Genomic DNA, 18,831 nt, shown 5'->3' on the forward strand with positions numbered 1-18,831 from the left:
CTCCAGCGATGCCGGACAGCGCTATCATTGGCGGAGCGTTCAGTCCCGCGCCTTGATCGCCTCGGTCAGCAGCGAGACATAGACCTCGGCGATCTCGGTGCCGGACAGCTCGCCGGCATTGTTAAACCAATGGGGAATGGCGTTGGTGGCGCCCATGAACCAGAAGGTGACCAGCTTGGGGTCGCATTCTCGGATCGAGCCGTCCCGCACCCCGTCCAGAATCATCTGCCGATACGCGGTGTCGAAGTAACGTCGCCTTTCGCGCAGCGTGGTGCGCTGTGTCTCGTTCAGATCCTTCAGGTCCGACAGCAGTGAATAGGCATAGAAATCGTGCGTGATCAGTTCGATGTACTTGAACAGCGCCCGCTGGATACGCTCTAGCCCGGTGGCGCCGGTCTTTGCGTAGTCCAAGGATTCCTCGCCCATGTCCAGCGCGTATTGGTGGCACTGAAACAGCAGGTCCTGCTTATTCTCGGCATAATAGTAGATGGTGGGCTTCGTCACCCCCAGCGCCTCGGCCACATCGTTTAGGGATGTGTTGTGAAAACCCTTCACCTTGAACGCGGCGCCCGCGGCTCGGATGATGGCGATGCGCTTGGCTTCCCCCACCTCCTGCCGGTTGAACGGCATGGGGAGCAGGTTCTTATCGAGGGCGGATTTTCGCACAGGCGCCACGCCGATCTTGTCCTTTGCTGCGCCCGCGAAGGGCGTATTCGACCTACATAAACCCGCGCGCCACACCCGGCCAGTTCACAGGTTGAAGGCGTATCCGCCATTGACCGACAGGGTCTGTCCGGTGATCCAGGCGCCTGCCTCGGAAGCCAGGAACACCGCCGCCCCCGCCACATCCGATGGTTTCCCCTGCCGGCGGATGACATAGCGCGCGAGCTTCTTCTTTACCCGCTCCGGGTCACTGTTGCGCTCGGCCAGGCCCGGCGTCTCGATGCTGGCCAGCGAGATGCAGTTCACCGTGGTCATGTAGCGACCCATCTCCTTGGCCATGGCCCGCATGAAGCCGGCCGCGCCCGCCTTGGCGCCGGAGTAGACGGCATAGCCGGGCTCACCCACCCGCGCCGCGTCGGAGATGACGGTGATGATGCGCCCCTGGTCGTGCTGCATCAGCAAGGGTGCGGCGGGGCGGCAGCAGTTCATCACCCCAATCAGATTGGTGGCCAGCCAGGGCTGCCAATCAGCCGGGTCCATCTCCCAGAACTTCGGCAATTCGGCGGGGATCAGGCCGGGGCCTGCATTGCCCGCATTATTCACCAACACGTGCAAAGCGCCATAGCGCGCCCGCACCGCCGCCATCATCGCGTCGACCGAGGTGGGGCTGGTGACATCCGCCTGCGCGGCCATCGCCTCCAGCCCCCGCGCCGACAACTCCGCTGCCACGGCCTCCGCGCGCTCCTGGAAGAAGTCGTTGACCACGACGGCGCGGGCGCCGCCCTCCGCCATGGCGGTGGCGATGGCGCGGCCCACGCCCTGGCCGGCGCCCGTCACGAGCACCACGCGCCCCTCTAGCGAAAACGGGCTCTTGCAAGTCATCCTACCCTCCGGTAACTAAACATACCTAGTGTTAGATCGATTGACCGAGGAGGGCAATCCGCAAGATGGAACCGCAAGAGGTCCTGGCATCCACCGTGGGGCGGGTGCGCATTCTGACCCTCAACCGCCCGGCGTCGCTGAACGCACTGACACCCAGCATGGTCACGCTGCTGATCGAACAGGTGGCGGGCGCCGTCGCCGCGCCCGAAGTGGGCGCTATCATCCTGACCGGCACCGGCCGCGGTTTCTGCGCGGGCGCAGATTTGAAGGAGAGCGAGAAGCGCGCCATGGCTGGCGTGGACAACACGCCCTTCATCCGCAGCATCTTGCGCCTGGGTTCGATGCTGGAGGGCGGCCCCAAGCCCGTGATCGGCGCGGTCAACGGCATCGCTGTGGCCGGCGGGCTGGAGCTGCTGCTGGCCTGCGACTTCCTGTTGGCCGCGTCCTCGGCGCGGCTGGGCGATGCGCATTCCAACTATGCGATGTTCCCGGGCGGGGGTGCCACCATGCGCCTGCCGCGCCGCATCGGCCTGGCCCGCGCCAAGCGCCTGATGCTGACCGGCGATATCTGGAGCGCGGACCAGGCACTGGAAGCGGGTCTGGTGGACGCCGTCCATCCCGACGACGCACTAATGCCCGAGGCGCTGGCGCTGGCCGACCGCCTGACGGTCAAGAGCCCGCTGGTGCTGGCCCGCATGAAGGAGGCGCTGACGGACGCCGTCAGCCAGTCGCCCGAGACCGCGCTGCGCCGCGAGCGCGACCTGAACGAACTGCACGCCACATCATTCGACCGCGCCGAGGGACTGGCCGCCTTCCGCGAGAAGCGCAAGCCGGCCTTCCAGGGCCGCTGAGAGGAAACGACCATGCAACAGCAATGCGCCGTCATCGGCATCGGCATGACGCCGTTCGGCAAATTCATGGACCGAGGCATCCGCGAGATGAGCGAGGCCGCGGTGGCCGAGGCGCTGGCGGATGCCGGCGTGGCCGCCACCGAGATCGGCCATGTGTATTTCGCCAATTCCGCCGCCGGGCTGATCACCGGGCAGGAGATGATCCGCGGCCAGGCCGCGCTGCGCTTCACCGGCCTCGCCGGCAAGCCGGTGTCCAATGTCGAGAATGCCTGCGCCTCCGGCAGCACCGCCCTCTACCACGCCTGGCTCGCGGTTTCGGCCGGGGAGATCGACCTGGCGCTGGTGGTCGGCGCTGAGAAGCTGACCCATCCGGACAAGACCGTCTCCTCCCAGGCCTTCGCGCGGGCGGTGGATTTGGAGGAGAAGCTGCCCGACCATGTGGGCGCCGGCAACGGCTCCATCTTCATGGACATCTACGCCGAGAAGACCCGCCGCTACATGGCCAAGACCGGCGCCACCGCCGAGGATTTCGCCGGCATCGTGGTCAAGAGCCGCCAGGCCGGTGCGCGCAACCCCTATGCCCAGTTCCGCACCGAGACCACGGCGGAGGCGGTCCTCGGCGCGCGGATGATCAGCAACCCGCTGACCCTGCCCATGTGCTCCGCGATCGGCGATGGGGCGAGCGCGATCGTGCTGGCCTCGGCTGCCGCCGTGCGGCGGCTCGGCAGCCCGAAGCCGGTGTGGATCGGCGGCATCAGCGTGGTGTCGGGCCTGGCCGACCTCAGCCTGCCCAACTGCGCGGAGCGCTGCGCCCAGGCGGTTTATGAGCGCGCGGGCATCGGCCCGCAGGACGTGCATGTGGTGGAACTGCACGACGCCACCGCGCCGGCCGAGCTGCTGCACTATGAGAATCTCGGCCTGTGCGGCCAGGGCGAGGCGCCCGCGCTGCTGCGTTCCGGCGCGACGGGCCTGGGGGGGCGGGTCTCGGTCAACCCCAGCGGTGGGCTGCTCAGCCGCGGCCACCCGATCGGGGCCACCGGCGCCGCGCAGATCGTCGAGCTGACCCAGCAGCTGCGCGGCACCGCGACGGGCCGCCAGCGGGAGGGTGCCAAGGTCGCGCTGGCCGAGAACAATGGCGGCCAGATCGGGCCCGATGCCGCCGTGGGCGTGGCGACCGTCCTGCACGTTTGAGATCAAAGGGCGCCGCAAGAGCGCCCGCCAACGGGAGAACCCAGAATGAGTGAATGGATGAGCCGCCCCGCGCGGCGGACCGTGCTGCAGGCCCTGGCGGGGACGGCGCTGAGCGCGCCTGCCTTCGCCCAGGCCTATCCGGCGCGGCCGGTGACGCTGGTGGCGCCCATGGCCGCCGGCGGCAGCACCGACTATGCCGCACGCCTGCTGGCACAGCGCCTGACCGAGGCCTTCGGCGTGCCGATGGTGGTGGAGAACCGCCCAGGCGCCACCGGCTCCATCGGCGCCAACTATGTCGCCCGCGCCAACCCGGACGGCTACACGCTGCTGCTGGGCAACAGCAGCGTGGTGGTGGTGAACCCGCTAACCAGCCAGGTGACCTATGACATGGCGCGGGACTTCCGGCCCGTCGGCATGCTGGCCACCGTGGAGACCATCCTGGTCGCCAGCCGCAAGAGCGGCATCCGCTCCCTGCCGGACCTGATCGCGCGCGCGAAGGCCAGCCCAGGCAGGCTCAGCTATGGCTCCAACGGCCAGGGCAGCGCCTTCCATCTGGCGGGCGAGTTCCTGTCCCTGACGGCGGAGATCGAACTGCTGCACGTTCCCTATCGCGGCGCGTCGGAGGCCGAGGCGGCGCTGCTGTCGGGCGACATCGATGCCGCGATCACCAACACCGTCTCGGTCATTCCCCATATCCGCGAGGGGCTGGTGACACCGCTGGCGATCATCAGCACGGCGGAGCCCTCGCTGCCCGGCGTGCCGCGCGGGTCCAGCGTGCTGCCGGGCTATGTGGTCGATACCTGGGTTGGTCTCTATGCGCCGCGCGCCACGCAGGACGGGCCGGTGCAGCGGCTGAACGAGGCGCTGAACACCTTCCTGCGCGCGCCCGCGAACGCGGAGGCCATGCGCGCGCGCGGACTGGAGCCCGCCCCGGGCACGGTGGAGGAAGCGATCCGGTTCCAGGATGCCGAGCGTGCCAAATGGGCGCGGGTGGTCGATTTCGTCCGGGCCGGCGGGCGGTTGAACTGAGATGGCGGCCACGCGACAGGGCCCCCTGGCGGGGCTGCGGGTCATCGATCTCGGCACCATGCTGGCGGGGCCGGTTGCCTGCACGCTGCTGGCGGATTTCGGCGCCGAGGTCATCAAGGTCGAGCAGCCCGGCACCGGTGATACGCTGCGCCATATCGGGCCGTTCCTGGAAGGCGAGAGCCTGTTCTGGAACGTGGAGGCCAGGAACAAGAAATCCGTCACCCTCAACCTGAAGGCGGCGGAGGGTCGGGAGCTCTTCCTCCAACTGGTGCGCGACGCCGATGCGGTGGTGGAGAATTTCAGGCCCGGCACGCTTGCCAGGCTGGGCCTGGACTATGAGGCGCTAAAGGCCGTCAACCCGCGCATCGTGCTGCTCAGCATCTCGGGCTTCGGGCAGGATGGCCCCTATGCGGGCCGCGCCGGCTATGACCGGATCGCGCTGGCCTTCGGCGGCCTGATGCACATCACCGGTTTTCCGGACCGGCCGCCGGTGAAGTCGGGCGTGTCCATCGCGGATTATCAGACCTGCCTGTTCGGGGCGCTCTCGCTGATGATGGCGCTGTATCACCGCGATGCCACGCCGGCGGGCACGGGGCAGCATATCGACCTGGCGCTGTATGAATCGGTGTTCCGCTTCACCGACGTGCTGACCGTGGCCTATGACCGGCTGGGCCAGGTGCGGGAACGCCAAGGCAATATCGGCCTGGCGGGCGCGCCGGGCGAGCACTTCCGCACGCGGGATGGCCGCTATCTGATCCTGACCATCTCCAACGACGCCATGTTCGGGCGATTGTGCAAGGCGATGGGCCGGGACGAACTGCCGAGTATGGAGAGGTTCAGCAGCCACGACCTGCGCTGGCGGCATATCCACGAGATCAATGCCATCGTCGCCGCCTGGATCGAGGGCAACGAGGTCTCAAGCGTCACGGCGGCGCTGGACGCGCATGGGCTGGCCTATGCCATCGTGCTGTCGATAGATGAGATTGTGGCCGACCCGCACTACCAGGCACGCGGCAACATCGAGACCGTCCGGCATCCGCGCCTCGGAGAGTTGCGGATGCAAGGCGTGGGACCGAAATTCTCGGCAACACCGGCAGGAAGCATCGCGGCGGCGCCGGCGCTGGGCGAGCACACCGACGAGATCCTGACGGGCCTGGGTCTCGACCCCGTCAAAATCAGAATGCTGCGCACCGCAGGCATCCTCTGACACCGGGTGCCTCAGGCCAGGGATCTGGTCCGGCATTGGGCCTCGTGAAAGCCGAGGTGGCACTTCCGTGCCAGTTGGCTCAGATCGCGAATCCCGGATCGTTAAGCATGCCGGCGCTCAGGATGGTCCGCCGCTCCTCCTCGATCGTGACCCCCCCTAGGCGGCCAGGGCCGCCTGGGGGGCCGCCGCCGCACCATGCGCCTTCAGGTGCCACCGCCAGGATGATTCGATGATCCGGCTCATCGCCGAATGCCGCGTCGTGAAGCCCAGCTCCTGCCGGGCCAGCGCGCCGTCGGCCACCAGCACCGGCGGGTCACCGGCGCGGCGCGCGCCGCTCACCTTGGCCATCGGCCGGCCGGTCACGCGCTCGATCTCGTTCAGCACCTCCAGCACGGAGGCACCGCGCCCGCTGCCCAGGTTGTAGGCGCCGAGCTTCTTGCCGCCGAACAGCGCGCCCAGCGCCAGCACATGCGCCTGCGCCAGGTCCCGCACATGGATGTAGTCGCGGATCGCCGTGCCGTCGGCCGTCGGGTAGTCGCTGCCATGCACCGCGAAATCCCGGATGCGGCCCAGCAGCGACATCATCGCCCGCGGGATCAGATGCGTCTCGGGGTCGCGCATCTCACCGATCTCGGCATCCTCGCTGGCGCCGCAGGCGTTGAAATAGCGCAGGCAGATGCTGTTCAGCCCATGGGCGGTGTGGAAGTCGCGCAGCACGCGCTCCACCATCTGCTTGCTGGCGCCATAGGGGCTGATGGGCGCCTGGGCCGTCGCCTCCGTGATCGGGCCGGTGCCGGGGTCGCCGTAGATGGCGCAGGTGCTGGAGAACACGATGGACCGGCAGCCGGCCTGGCGCATCCCCTCCAGCAGGCCCAGCGTGCCGCCGACGTTGTTGGCATAGTACAGGCCCGGGTTGCTGACCGATTCCCCGACCAGGGAGGCAGCGGCGAAGTGCATCACGCCGGCGCAGCCGTGGCGGGTGATGGTCTCCGCCACCAGGGCGGAGTCCGCGATGTCGCCCTTCACCTGCGGGCCCCAGCGGACGAAATCCGCATGGCCGGTGGAGAAGTTGTCCAGCACGACGGGCAGGTAGCCCGCCGCCGCCAGGGCCTTGCACGCGTGGGAGCCGACATAGCCGGCCCCGCCGGTCACCAGGATCGCGGTCTTCATGGCGTCATCTCCTCCGAAGGGTTCTCAGTAGGCGCCGCGGGCGGACAGAACCGCCGGGACGGTGCGCAGCAGGATGCGGATGTCCTGCAGGACAGAGCGGGTGGCGACATATTCCAGGTCCAGCTCGACCTGGCGCTCGAAGGGCAGGTCGGCGCGGCCGGAGACCTGCCACAGGCAGGTCAGGCCGGGCTTGGCGGCCAGGCGGCCGGTCTCGCGCTGGGTATAGCGCGCGACCTCATGCGGCAGCTGGGGGCGGGGGCCGACCAGCGACATGTCGCCGACCAGCACGTTCCACAGCTGCGGCAGCTCATCGATCGAGGAGCGGCGCAGCAGGCGGCCCAGCGGGGTCACGCGCGGGTCATGGCGCATCTTGAAGGTGACGCCCGCCTGGCCGTGCTGGTTGGAGGCCAGCAGGGCGGCGCGGCGCGCCTCCGCATCCTGGTACATGCTGCGCAGCTTCAGCAGGGTGAAGGGCTTGCCGTCCTGGCCGATGCGGGTCTGGCGCAGCAGCGCCGGGCCCTGGGAGGTCAGGCGGATCGCGGCCATCACCGTCAGCAGCATGGGCGCCAGCGCGACCAGCCCGGCGCCGGCGGCCGTGATGTCCAGCGCGCGCTTCGCGGCGGCATCGACGCGCGCCAGGGCCGGGGCGGCGGCGGAGCGCGCGGCCCGCGCCAGGAAGGCGGGGTTGCCCAGCACATAGCGGCGGGCCAGGCGGGCCGGCTCCTGCGCCAGGCGCCAGGTCCACTCCAGGCCGGCGGCGCGCAGCCAGGACGGCGCGCGGGAAACCCGCTCCGCCAGGAAGTCGAACAGCGCGCCGACGCCGATCGCGACGCAGGGGCGCAGCCGGCCGACATTGCGCTCCAGGAAGACATCCTGCGCGGGCACGCCCAGCGCGGTCAGCAGCACGTCGGCGCCGGAGTTGTTGACGGTGCGGATCACCTCATCCTCCTGCTCCGGGGTGAAGAAGCCGTGGGCGGTGCCGGCGATGATCAGGCCGGGATGGCGCGCCTGCAGGGCGGCGGCGGCGGCCTCGGCCACGCCGGGGGCGGCGCCCAGCAGGAACACGGAGCGCCCTTCATGCGCCAGGCGGCCGCACAGGGCGGGCACCAGGTCCGTGCCGTTCAGGTTGGCGCTCAGGCGCTGGCCCTGCATGCGGGCCGCGATGGCGACGCCGGAACCGTCGGGCAGCAGGGCCGAGGCGGTGGCGATGGCGCGGCGATAGCCGGCATCGGCCGCGGCGACATTGGCGCAATGGGCGTTCAGGAAGGCGATGCGGGTGGGCGTGCCGCTGCGGATGCGCGAGCAGATCCAGTTCAGGGCGGTCTCGGCCGTCGCATCCGCCACATCCAGGCCCAGCAGGCGGATGGCGGGCAGGGAGGGCTGGCCGGCGTGCCGGTTCAGTTCCGGCACCAGGGCATCGCGCTTGGACAGGTAGGACATGGCGGTCTCTCCGACTGGGGTGGTCGGAAGCCCCATTGCGGGAGACGTGCCGGTCTCTCAGGTCTTTGAATTTACTGAATATTAGGAATTGCCTTGTCGCTGCGCAGGACAAACCGTTGCGGAATGCAACGGTCGGCTGACGCAAAATCGGAAAACCTCCCATTCTGCAACGGTTTCGGGTTGGCACGCGGTTGGCACGGGGTGGGGGACGAGAATTAACCAAGCAAAAACAACTGACTAAAAATCTGGCACGCGTTTTGGAAGACACCTCTCGTCCTGAAGGGATCGAGATCATGTCCGCCACTTCCTCCTCCGCCTGCGCCGCCGACGCAGCCCCCAGCCGGCGCCGCCTGCTGGGCCATCTGGGCTGGTACGGCGCGGCCGAGGTCGCGGGGCGCGTCACGCGCCTGGCCACCACGGTGGTGCTCGCGCGCCAGCTTGAATCGGTCGAGCTGGGCGTGGCGGCGGCGGCGCTGACGGGCTTCGAGATCATCCGCGCGCTGGTGAACAGCGGGCTGGGCCAGGCGCTGATCCGCGCCCCGCAGGAACAGCTGGCCGCCACCTGCGCCACCGTGAACCGGCTGGCCTGGGCCATGTGCTGCGCGGTGGCGGCCTTCCAGGCGGCGATCGGGCTCGGCATGCAGGCGATGGGCATCGGCGGCGGCGCGGGGCTGATGCTGGCCGTGCTGGCGGGCGTCTATCTGGTGATGGCGCCCGGGCTGGTGCCCGTCTACCTGATCCTGCGCGACCAGCGGCTGCACGTCACGGCGGGCGTCTCTGTCGCGCAGGTGGTGGCGGACAATGTGCTGACCATCCTGCTGGTGCTGGCCGGCTTCGGCGCCTGGGGCGTGGTGCTGCCTAAGCTGCTGGTGGCGCCCATCTGGCTGGCGGGCGTGCGCCGCGCCCAGCCCTGGCGACGCGACCGCGCGGCGGGCTTCGCGCCCGCCGGGCCGCTGCTGCGCTATGCCGGGCCCGTGCTGGGCGCCGACCTGCTGGTGACCGCGCGCATGAACCTGGACAACCTGCTCGTCGGCTCGATCCTGGGGGTGGAGGCGCTGGGCTTCTACTTCTTCATCTTCAACGCCGGCATCGGCTTCAGCCTGTCGCTGACCAGCGCGCTGTCCAATGTGCTGTTCCCGCACCTGGCGGCCGCGCGCGGAGACCGCGCCGCGCTGGTCCGTGCCTTCGACCGGGCGCTGCGCAGCATCGTGCCGGGCGTGGCCGCGCTGATCGCGCTGCAGGCGGCCGCCGCCATCTTCTACGTGCCGCTGGTGTTCGGCGCCCGGTGGGAAGGGGCGGCGATGCTGGTCGCGCTGCTCTGCGCCTCCGCCGTCACGCGGCCCTTCGCGGATGCGGGCAGCCAGCTGCTGCGCGCGGCAGGCGCGGCGCGCACGGATCTGTTCATCTCGGCCGCGAACACGATCGTCTATCTTTCGGTCTTCGCCGCCTGCCTGCCCTTTGGCCTGTCCATTGCCATCACCGCGCTGACGCTGACCGCCACGGTCCTGCAGGTCGGCGCCGTGCTGGTCGCCCGCCACACCGTCCGTTGAGGAGCACGGATATGGAAAACCCGATCTTCTCCGTCGTGATCCCGGCCTTCCAGGCGGAAGCCACGGTCGCCGTCGCCGTCCGCAGCGCGCTGCTGCAGACCGAGCCCCGGCTGGAGGTCATCCTGGTCGATGACGGCAGCAGCGACGACACGGTGGGCCGGGCCATGGCCGCCGCCGGCGAGGACCGCCGCCTGACCGTGCTGCGCCAGGCCAATGCGGGCGTGGCGGCGGCGCGCAATGCCGGGCTGCGCCTGGCCCGCGGCGAATACATCGCCTTCCTGGATGCCGACGACCGCTGGGTGCCCCAGGCGCTGGAGGTGCATGCCGCGGCCTTCGCCATGGACCCCGGCCTCGGCCTGTCCTTCGGCCAGGTGCGCTTCCATGACCCCGCGATGCAGATCGGCGGCCGCCTCTCGGCGCCGGTGGGGCGGATCGGGCTGGTGGACATCCTGGGCGAGAATCCGCTCTGCACCACCTCCAACATGGTGTTCCGGCGCCGCGTGCTGGAGGATGTGGGCGGCTTCGATGAGGCGCTGAGCCATGCCGAGGACCAGGAACTGGTCGCCCGCGTCCTGGCCGTCACGGGCTGGAAGGTGCAGGGCATCGCGCAGGAGCTGGTGCACTACCGCACCTCGGTGGGCGGCCTCTCGACCGATCTGGGGCGCATGCAGCGCGGCTGGACCGCGATGATGGATAGCCTGGCAGCCCGCGCGCCTGCCGCGATCAGCCGGGCGCGGCCGCGCGCCACCGCCCGTTTCGGCCGCTATCTGGGCCGCCGCGCGCTGCGCACCGGCCAGGGCGGGGCGCTGGGCCACCTGCTGGGCGCTTTTCGTGCCTCGCCGGTCGAGCTGCTGCGCCATGATCCGCACCGCAGCCTGTTGACGCTGCTGGGCGCGCTCGGCGCCGCCCTGCTGCCAGGCCGCCTGATCCGCAACCTCGTGAGCCGGTGACCGCCATGACCCAGAACCTGCCCGCAGTCAGCGTCGTGATGCCCGTCTACAACGTCGAGCGCTTCGTGGCCGCCGCCATCGATTCCGTGCTGGCGCAGAGCTTCACGGATTTCGAGCTGATCATCGTGGACGACGGCGGCAACGACCGCAGCGTCGAGATCTGCGCGGCCTATGCCGACCCGCGCATCCGCATCCTGCACCAGGCCAATCGCGGCCTGGCGGGGGCGCGCAACACCGGCATCGCCGCCGCGCGCGGCCGCTACATCGCGCTGCTGGATTCCGACGACATCTGGCTGCCCGGCAAGCTGGCAGAGAATGTGGCGCACCTGGATGCCGACCCCGATGTCGGGGTCAGCTATTCCGGCGCCATCCTGGTGAATGAGCGCGGCGAGGACCTGGGCGTGCGCCAGACCCCGCTGGTCGGGCGCATCGATGCGCGCCAGGTCTTCTGCGGGCGGGGCGTGTGCAACGGCTCCATCCCGGTGTTCCGGCGTGAGGCGCTGGAGCAGGCGGCCCTGCCGCGGGATGCCGAGGGCCGGGTCTGGTATTTCGACGAAAGCCTGCGCCGGTCCGAGGATGTGGAGTGCTGGACGCGCATCGCGCTGCGCAGCCCGCTCGCCTTCGAATGCCTGCCGGGCTTCACCACCCTGTACCGGGTGAATGCCGGCGGCCTGTCGGCCGACATCCCGCGCCAGCTGCAGTCCTGGGAAGATGTGGTGGACCGGATCGCCGCCTTCGCGCCCGAGTTCATCGCCCGCCACCGGCGAGAGGCCCGCGCGCGTGAGGTGCGCTATCTGGCGCGCCGGGCCGTGGCCATGCGCGATGCGCGGTTGGCCGTCTCCCTCTCGGTGGAGGCCGTCACGCTGCAGCCCGCGCTGCTGGTGACGGAACCGCGCAAGACGCTGACGACGCTGGGTGCCGCGCTGGCGCTGCGCGTCCTCTCGCCGTACCGCTTCGAGCGGCTGCTGCGCCGTGTGAAACCTGGCCTGGCCGGAGATGTGTCATGATCCGCGTGCTGCACCTGATCGACGATGCGAAGCTTGGCGGCGTCAACCGCACGCTGGATGCCCAGGCGGAGCTGCTGGCCGGCGAGATCGAGGCCCGCCGCCACCTGTTGGGCCCCGGCCAGCCCGAGCCCGACCTTGAGGGCATCGACGTCGTCATCGTCCATTTCACCCTGGCCTGGCGCAAGATGCCCTTCATGCTGCGCCTGTGGTCGCGGCTGGGCGGGCGGTGCCTCGTGATCGTGGAGCACAGCTACACCGAGGCCTATGAGCGGTGCCTGGTGCCCAACCGCCTGCGCTTCCGCAGCATGCTGCGCCTGGGCATGGCGCTGGCGGACAAGGTGGTGGCCGTGTCCCACGGCCAGGCGCGCTGGCTGCGTGAGGCCGGCATCGCGCCCGCCCGCAAGGTGCAGGTGATCGAGCCGCTGTCCGATCTGGCGCCCTTCCATGCCGTGCCGCCCCTGCGGCCCGGGCGCGGGCCGCTGCGCCTGGGCTATTACGGCCGCTACGCGCCGCAGAAGGGGCTGGAGCAGCTGATCGACGCCATGCGCCTGCTGCCGCCGGGCACTGCCACCCTGGCCATGGCGGGCTATGGCCCTGACGAGGAGGCGCTGCGCGCGGCCGCCGCAGACCTGCCGGAAGTGACGATCGGCGGCCCGACCTCCCACCCCGAGGCCTTCCTCGAGGATGTTGACGCCATCGTGATGCCTTCCCGCTGGGAGGCGTATGGCCAGGTGGGGGTGGAGACGCGGGCCGCCGGGCGTGCCCTGCTGGTGGCCGACCTGGACGGGCTGACGGAGCAGGTGCCGCCTGAGCTGCTGATCCCGAATGCCACGCCTGAGGCCCTGGCCGCGCGCATCCGCTGGTTGAGCCACCAGGATGTGGTGGGGCTGGGTGAGTCGCTGCGCGCCACGGCGGCCGATGCGCAGGACCGCCATCACCGCGGCTGGCTGTCGCTGCTGCGGGGCCTGAAGCCCGAACTGGCCTAGGGAAAGCGGGGTGGCTTTCAATCAATGACTTGGTGCAGACTTCCCGCAGCAAGTAAGGGGATAGGAATCGTGCGCCGCCTGGCGAGCCTGCTGCTTCCGCAGCTTGCCCTGCTGCCGCTGTGCGGCTGCCTGGCCTGGCAGGAGCCGGATAACCCCGGTGACCTGCAACGCGCCGGCTATATGGCCGAGCGCCGGGCCGTGCCCGATGAGCCGGTCGAGACCGCGCATGACGCCACGGCCTGGAACCTGGCGCGCTGCACGGAACCCCGCACCCGCCCCTCCACCGTGATGCTCGACGCGGCGGACCCGCTGGTGCTGTCGCAGGGGGACCTGCTGCGCATCGTCGTGACGAATGACGAACTGCCCACCGGCAATTACGAGGTCGGCAATGACGGCGCCATCGCGCTGCCGCGCATGAACCCGCTGCGGGTGGTGGGCATGACGCCGCGCCAGGCCGAGGTCGCGGTCGAGCAGCGCCTGGTCGCGGCGGGCTGGTATCGGCCGGGCCACGGGCGGGTCGCGCTGTCGCTGCTGGAACGCGGGCCGGTGCGCGTCATCGTCTCGGGCGCCGTGTTCCAGTCGGGGCGGGTGGTCATCAACCAGCGTTCCCCGCAGGAGACGGACACGGCGCGCCAGGGCGCCATCGGCGCGCATGCCCTGACCAGCACCCTGTCCAGCGCCATCACCTTCGCGGGCGGGGTGCGGCCCGACGCGGACATCGCCCATGTCGAGGTGCGGCGCGGCGGCCAGGTCTCGGTGGTGGACCTGTCGGGCATCGTCTCGGATGAGCCGGTGAACGACCTGATGCTGATGGACGGCGACCGCGTGGTGGTGCCCAGCAGGCGCTGCTTCCAGGCGGAGCTGGCGCGCCCCACCCCCATCACCCCGCCGGGCGTGCGGGCCTATATCTCCAACCTCAGCGTGCCGGCGAACAACAATGCGGGTGCTGCCATCGGGCGGGATTCCAGCAACTTCCCCTATGGCATCCGGCTGCTGCAGGCGCTGGCCTCGATGAACTGCATCGGCGGCGCGCAGATGACCAACGCGGACCGCTGGGCCATCCTCATCTCGGTCAATCCGCTGGATGGCCAGACGGAGGTGATCCAGCGCCGGATCGAGGGGCTGGTGCGGCGGCGCGACCGTGACGCCTACAACCCCGTCATCATGCCGAACGACGCCATCGCCTGCTATGATTCGGCCGTGACCAACGGGCGCGAGCTGCTGCGCACATTGAGCGACGCGGTGCTCTCGGGAAGCCTGAGCCGTGCCATCACCCGCTGACCCGCCCGACACCGCCGTGAAGCCCGGCTTCGGCATGCGGCTGCGCCGCCGCCTGATCATGGGCGGCGCGCGGGGCGGGCGTTGGCGGCGCTATGTGCTGACCATGGTCATCGGGCTCAGCGTGATCTGGGGCATGTCGATCGCCTATCTGGTGCTGGCGCCGCGCAGCTATGCGGGGGGCTTCGTCTTCGTGCTGCCGGGCACCGGGGCGGGCACCAGCGTGAACCTGGAATCCATCGGCCAGGCGGTCAGCACCTCCGCCTCCGCCTTCTCCAGCCCCGATTTCAGCCCGACGCAGAACTACCGCCGCATGCTCCTCAGCCGGCGCGTGCTGCTGGAGACGGCGCAGCGCCTGGGCATTCCCGAATCCGCCTTCCCGCAGCCGCGGGTGGACCTGGCTGACCAGGCCAAGCTGATCACCGTGACGGTGCGCGGCCCGACGCCCGCGATAGCGGAGGAACGCGCCCAGGCCCTGCACGACACTTTCCTGGCCGTGCTGGACGACCTGCGCCGGCGAGAGATCGAGACGCGCGACGTGTCCTACCGGGAGATGCTGACCGGCTATCAGGCGCGGCTGGATGCGGCGCGGCAGCGGCTGGTGATGCACCAGGCCGAGACGGGCCTCGTCTCGCTCGACCAGTACGGCACCATCGTGGCCTCGGTGGAGCGCCTGCGTGAGCAGCAGCGCGACGTGACGGCCCGCCTGGCGCAGAGCCGCGCGGGCACGGAGCGGCTGGTCACGCTGCTGGGCGCGGGGCCCGAGACCGCCAGCGCCGCGCTGATGCTGCGCGCGGACCCGATCAGCCAGGAATTGCTGGGCCTGCTGGCCCGGCAGGAGGCGGAGCTGTCCACCCTGACCGGCACGCGCGGCCAGGCCAACCCGCGCGTGGCGGACCTGTCGGCCGAGCGCGCCAGCACCATCCGCCGCCTGGCGGACCGCGTGCAGGAGATCACGGGCCAGCGCCCTGCCAATGTGCTGCGCCTGCGCGACCTGAGCCTGCGCGAGGAACGCGCCCGCCTGTTCGAGCGCATGGTCAGCGCCATGGCCGACGAGACCGCGCTGGAGGGCATGCAGGCCGAGATCGCCCGGCAGATCGCGGCCGAGCAGGCGCGCAGCGTCAGCCTCGCGGGCCAGGCGTCGCGGCTGGATGAGCTGCGGCGCGAGATGCAGGTGGCGGAGGCCGTGTTCTCCTCCGCGCTGGCGCGCATCGACACCAGCAAATCCGACATCTTCGCCTCCTACCCCATGCTGCAGACGCTGGAGGCGCCGAGCCGGCCGGAGCGCCCGGTCTCTCCGCTGCCCATCCTGGCGGTGGCGGGCGGCATGGGGGCTACCTTCTTCCTCTTTTTCGCATTGGGGCTGACATGGTTGCGCGCCGCATTGCTGCACAGAATCCTGAGGAGCGGATCGTCTTCGCAGCCCTCGCCGGCGCCTGGGGATGGTACGTCATCGGCGCCCTCTATATCGTCGGTCCCGCAGCGGCGGCCTGCCTGATGATCCTCTATGCCTGGCGCGCCTTCTCGGCGCCCTGGCAGCCCGAGGAACGCCGCCCCGCCCCGGTGCCGCCCGGCGTCTGGGTCTGGGTCATGGGCATGTTCGGCATGCTGCTGGCGCTGTGGGTGGCCCATGCGGTGGAGCAGCTGGGCACCGGCCAGACCATCAAATCCACCATCGGCTGGGTGAAGGGCTGGGCGCTGCTGGCGGCCTTTCCGCTGGTGGGCGCCTGCCTGGCCATCAGGCCGGAGCTGCTGATCCGCGCCATGGGCTGGTTCGCGCTGCAGACGCTGATCCTGATCCCCATCCTGGTCGCGGCCGCGCTGGTGCGCCTGCCTTCCAAGCTGTTCGTGTCGCCGCTGCAGGCGGTGGGCGGGCCGGGGCCGGAGTTCTTCTCGGTCTATCTCTACACCATCGATCCCTCGAACGGCGCGCTGCGCTGGCAGTTCATCGCGCCCTGGGCGCCGGCGGCGGGCATGATCGGCTGCCTGATGTTCGTGATGGCGGTGTTCGAGCGTGACCGCTTCTTCCGCTGGGTGGGCATCGCCACGGCCATCCTGATCTGCCTGATGACGAAATCCCGCATGGCGCTGCTGTTCGTCATCATGTTCCCGCCCGCGCTGTGGATCGCCTCGCGCCTGACGCGCAGCTCCGTGCTGCTCGGCTTCTCCGTGCTCAGCGCGCTGTTCGGGGTCGCGGCCAATGCCGTGATCGTGGCGGTGCAGGACGCGATCGCGGCCTTTCGCGGCGCGCGCGCCGATTCAACCCGCGTGCGAGAGGCGCTGGGCCGGATCGCGACCGGCCGATGGCGTGACGAGGCACCGCTGTGGGGCCACGGCATCGTCGAGCGCGGGCCGCATTATGTGGAGTTCATGCCGATCGGCAGCCATCACACCTGGTTCGGCCTGCTGTTCGTGAAGGGGCTGGTGGGGTTCATCTCCCTGGCCGTGCCCCTGCTCTGGACCTTCGTGGAGATGCTGTTGCTGGCGCAGATCTCGGCGCTGGGGCGGATGGGGCTCGCGGTCGCCTTCATCCTGTTCTTCTTCAGCTTCGGCGAGAATCTGGAGATCCTGGCCTATCTGTTCTGGCCCGGCCTGGTGTTGCTGGGCGCCGCCTTCACCGAGGCGCACCGCCTGGCAGCCCCGGCGGTGGAGGCGATGGCCGCCGAATAGGCTCAGGCCGGGCCCGCCGCCTCCCAGCTTTCCTTCTTGCGGTAGATGGTGGAGGGGCTGACCCCCAGGCGCCGCGCCGCCAGGTGAATGTTGCCGCCGCAGCGCCGGATCGCCTGCTCGATATAGCGCTGCTCCATGTCCTTCAGCGGCAGCAGCTCGCCTTCCGGGTTCCACTCGGCGGGCTGCGGGGCGGCTGCCGGCATGGCGGGATCGGCCGGCGGGCGCGTGACGCGCAGCGGCGGCAGCATGTCCGCGGTCACCACCTCTCCCTGGTTCAGCACCGTGACGTTGCGCACGATGTTCTGCAGCTGCCGCACATTGCCGGGCCAGTTGTAGCCCAGCAGGATCGCCTCGGCCTCCGGCGCGAAGGAGCGGAACCGCCGCCCTTCCGACTTCGCGAATTGCAGCAGGAAATGGCGGGCGATCAGCAGGATGTCGTCCCCGCGCTCACGCAGCGGCGGCATCACCACCGGCACCACATGCAGGCGATAGAACAGGTCCTCTCTCAGCGTGCCCTGGCGGATCGCTTCCTCGGGGTCTCGGTTGGTGGCGGCCACGAAGCGGATGTTGGCGGTCATCAGCCGCGTATGCCCCACCGGCTGATAGGTGCCGGTCTGGATGAAGCGCAGCAGCTTGGTCTGCAGCGGCATCGGCATCTCGCCCAGCTCGTCCAGGAACAGGGTGCCGCCGTCGGCGCGCGCGGCCGCCCCCTCCTGGTCCGCGATGGCGCCGGTGAAGGCGCCCTTGCGGTGGCCGAAGATCGTGCTTTCCAGCAGGTCCTGCGGGATGGCGCCGCAGTTCAGCGGCACGAAGGCCTTGTTGCGGCGCGGGCTGAGGGAATGCAGCGCCTCCGCGGCCAGTTCCTTGCCGGTGCCGCTCTCGCCCGTGATGAACACGCTGGCGGTGCTGGGGGCCGCTGCCTCCAGCACGCGATAGACGGTCTGCATCGCGAGCGACCGGCCGACGAAGCCGCCGAACTGCGCGCGCTGGCTGGTCTTGCGCAGCGTCTCCACCTCTCGCCGCAGCTCGGTGTTCGCCAGGGAGTTCTCGACGGTGGTGCGGATGCGCTCCGCGCTGAAGGGCTTGACCAGATAGTCGAAGGCGCCCGCGCGCACCGCCTGCACGGCGGTGGTCAAGGATGCATTGGCCGTCACGATCACCACCGCCGGCGGGCTTTCCCGCGCGCGGACCTCGGCCAGGATGTCCATGCCGCTCATGTCAGGCAGCATCAGGTCCAGCAGCACGCAGTCGATGACGTTGGCGTTCAGCGCCTCGAAGGCGGCGCGCCCGTCCTCCGCCACCAGCACCTGGTGGCCCAGCGGTTCCAGCTGTGCGCGCCAGGTGAAGGCCAGCGGCGCGCTGTCCTCGATGATCAGGATGGTGCGCATGCGTCAGTCCGGCTCAGGGCACAGGCGCTCGATCTCGGCCTGCGCCTCGGCCGCCATGGCCATGAAGGCGTTGACCGCCCGCCGCAGCTCGGCGGCAGGCGCGGTGGGGGCCATGTCCTCCAGCTGTGTCGAGGCATCGGCCAGGGCCATGGCGCCCATATTGGCGGCGGAACCGCGCAGCTGGTGGGCCTCCACCGCCAGGCGCGCGCGGTCCTCGGCGCGGGCGGCGCTGTCCAGCGCGCGCAGCCGCGTCACCAGGTCCTTGGAGAACAGGCCGAGCAGGGTGGCGAACTGGTCCGGCCGCATGCTGCCGCGCAACGCCAGCAAAGTCCTCGCATCGACCGTGGGTGCCGGCATGTCCTCTCCTCCTCCTGCGCCGGCACGGGGGTGGTTCCCTCTTGCTGCGCGGCGAAAGCGACGATGGGCACGGCCCTTCGCGGACGCAAGCACGATATCGCGCGTGACCGCCCCGCGATGCAGGGCCAGGGGCAGGGGCAGGGGCAGGGGCAGGGCGGGGGCGGCTGCGCCGGGGGCTGCATGAAGTGCCATGAAAGCCAGTGTGCCGGGGC

17 protein-coding genes are annotated in these 18,831 nt (G+C 70.2%); 11 read left to right on the forward strand and 6 right to left on the reverse strand.

Annotated features, from left to right (window positions below; translation table 11 throughout):
• Positions 1-39: 39 nt before the first annotated feature.
• Positions 40-630: a TetR/AcrR family transcriptional regulator gene (locus EOD42_RS10015; protein ID WP_127787389.1), complete on the reverse strand. Its 591-nt coding sequence runs from the start codon at positions 628-630 to the stop codon at positions 40-42.
• Between the two features lie 120 nt (positions 631-750).
• Complete coding sequence (locus EOD42_RS10020) at positions 751-1,509, reverse strand: SDR family NAD(P)-dependent oxidoreductase (RefSeq protein ID WP_206020312.1); 759 nt, start codon at positions 1,507-1,509, stop codon at positions 751-753.
• A 101-nt stretch (positions 1,510-1,610) separates the two neighbouring features.
• On the opposite strand from EOD42_RS10020, the gene EOD42_RS10025 reads away from it, so the two are divergent.
• Genes EOD42_RS10025 through EOD42_RS10040 form a run of 4 tightly spaced genes read left to right on the forward strand, consistent with a single transcriptional unit; the run spans position 1,611 to position 5,823 of the window.
• Positions 1,611-2,396, forward strand: coding sequence for an enoyl-CoA hydratase/isomerase family protein (locus tag EOD42_RS10025; protein WP_127787391.1), 786 nt, complete (start codon positions 1,611-1,613; stop codon positions 2,394-2,396).
• Between the two features lie 12 nt (positions 2,397-2,408).
• On the forward strand, positions 2,409-3,587 hold the full coding sequence (locus EOD42_RS10030; protein ID WP_127787392.1) for a thiolase family protein: 1,179 nt from the start codon (positions 2,409-2,411) through the stop codon (positions 3,585-3,587).
• Between the two features lie 45 nt (positions 3,588-3,632).
• Positions 3,633-4,616, forward strand: coding sequence for a Bug family tripartite tricarboxylate transporter substrate binding protein (locus EOD42_RS10035; protein ID WP_127787393.1), 984 nt, complete (start codon positions 3,633-3,635; stop codon positions 4,614-4,616).
• A gap of 1 nt (position 4,617) precedes the next feature.
• A complete protein-coding gene (locus EOD42_RS10040) occupies positions 4,618-5,823 on the forward strand; it encodes a CaiB/BaiF CoA transferase family protein (RefSeq protein WP_127787394.1) in 1,206 nt (401 codons plus the stop codon).
• 156 nt (positions 5,824-5,979) lie between these two features.
• On the opposite strand, the gene galE is transcribed toward EOD42_RS10040, so the two are convergent.
• Positions 5,980-6,993 (reverse strand): UDP-glucose 4-epimerase GalE, encoded by a 1,014-nt coding sequence (galE, locus tag EOD42_RS10045; protein ID WP_127787395.1) that lies wholly within the window; start codon positions 6,991-6,993, stop codon positions 5,980-5,982.
• Between the two features lie 24 nt (positions 6,994-7,017).
• The gene (locus EOD42_RS10050; protein WP_127787396.1) at positions 7,018-8,433 is read right to left on the reverse strand and encodes a WecB/TagA/CpsF family glycosyltransferase; all 1,416 of its coding nucleotides are present in this window, start codon (positions 8,431-8,433) and stop codon (positions 7,018-7,020) included.
• 293 nt (positions 8,434-8,726) lie between these two features.
• On the opposite strand from EOD42_RS10050, the gene EOD42_RS10055 reads away from it, so the two are divergent.
• From EOD42_RS10055 to EOD42_RS25880, 7 genes are all read left to right on the forward strand, one after another.
• Positions 8,727-9,983 (forward strand): oligosaccharide flippase family protein, encoded by a 1,257-nt coding sequence (locus EOD42_RS10055; RefSeq protein ID WP_127787397.1) that lies wholly within the window; start codon positions 8,727-8,729, stop codon positions 9,981-9,983.
• 11 nt (positions 9,984-9,994) lie between these two features.
• Complete coding sequence (locus tag EOD42_RS10060) at positions 9,995-10,933, forward strand: glycosyltransferase family 2 protein (protein ID WP_127787398.1); 939 nt, start codon at positions 9,995-9,997, stop codon at positions 10,931-10,933.
• A 5-nt stretch (positions 10,934-10,938) separates the two neighbouring features.
• Positions 10,939-11,940, forward strand: coding sequence for a glycosyltransferase family 2 protein (locus EOD42_RS10065; protein ID WP_127787399.1), 1,002 nt, complete (start codon positions 10,939-10,941; stop codon positions 11,938-11,940).
• The gene (locus tag EOD42_RS10070) at positions 11,937-12,926 is read left to right on the forward strand and encodes a glycosyltransferase family 4 protein (protein ID WP_127787400.1); all 990 of its coding nucleotides are present in this window, start codon (positions 11,937-11,939) and stop codon (positions 12,924-12,926) included. Before EOD42_RS10065 ends, EOD42_RS10070 begins: the two co-directional genes overlap by 4 nt.
• Before the next feature lie 69 nt (positions 12,927-12,995).
• A complete protein-coding gene (locus EOD42_RS10075; RefSeq protein ID WP_164867864.1) occupies positions 12,996-14,207 on the forward strand; it encodes a polysaccharide biosynthesis/export family protein in 1,212 nt (403 codons plus the stop codon).
• On the forward strand, positions 14,191-15,702 hold the full coding sequence (locus tag EOD42_RS10080) for a GumC family protein (protein WP_127787402.1): 1,512 nt from the start codon (positions 14,191-14,193) through the stop codon (positions 15,700-15,702). Before EOD42_RS10075 ends, EOD42_RS10080 begins: the two co-directional genes overlap by 17 nt.
• Positions 15,702-16,874, forward strand: a complete 1,173-nt coding sequence (locus EOD42_RS25880; protein WP_164867865.1) for an O-antigen ligase domain-containing protein — start codon at positions 15,702-15,704, stop codon at positions 16,872-16,874. Before EOD42_RS10080 ends, EOD42_RS25880 begins: the two co-directional genes overlap by 1 nt.
• Positions 16,875-16,876: 2 nt before the next feature.
• Here EOD42_RS25880 and EOD42_RS10090 read toward each other — a convergent pair whose 3' ends face one another.
• Positions 16,877-18,262, reverse strand: coding sequence for a sigma-54-dependent transcriptional regulator (locus EOD42_RS10090; RefSeq protein WP_127787403.1), 1,386 nt, complete (start codon positions 18,260-18,262; stop codon positions 16,877-16,879).
• A 3-nt stretch (positions 18,263-18,265) separates the two neighbouring features.
• Positions 18,266-18,619 (reverse strand): Hpt domain-containing protein, encoded by a 354-nt coding sequence (locus EOD42_RS25885; protein ID WP_164867866.1) that lies wholly within the window; start codon positions 18,617-18,619, stop codon positions 18,266-18,268.
• Between the last annotated feature and the right edge of the window lie 212 nt (positions 18,620-18,831).

The organism is Rhodovarius crocodyli, from assembly GCF_004005855.1.
Taxonomy (GTDB): Bacteria; Pseudomonadota; Alphaproteobacteria; order Acetobacterales; family Acetobacteraceae; genus Rhodovarius; species Rhodovarius crocodyli.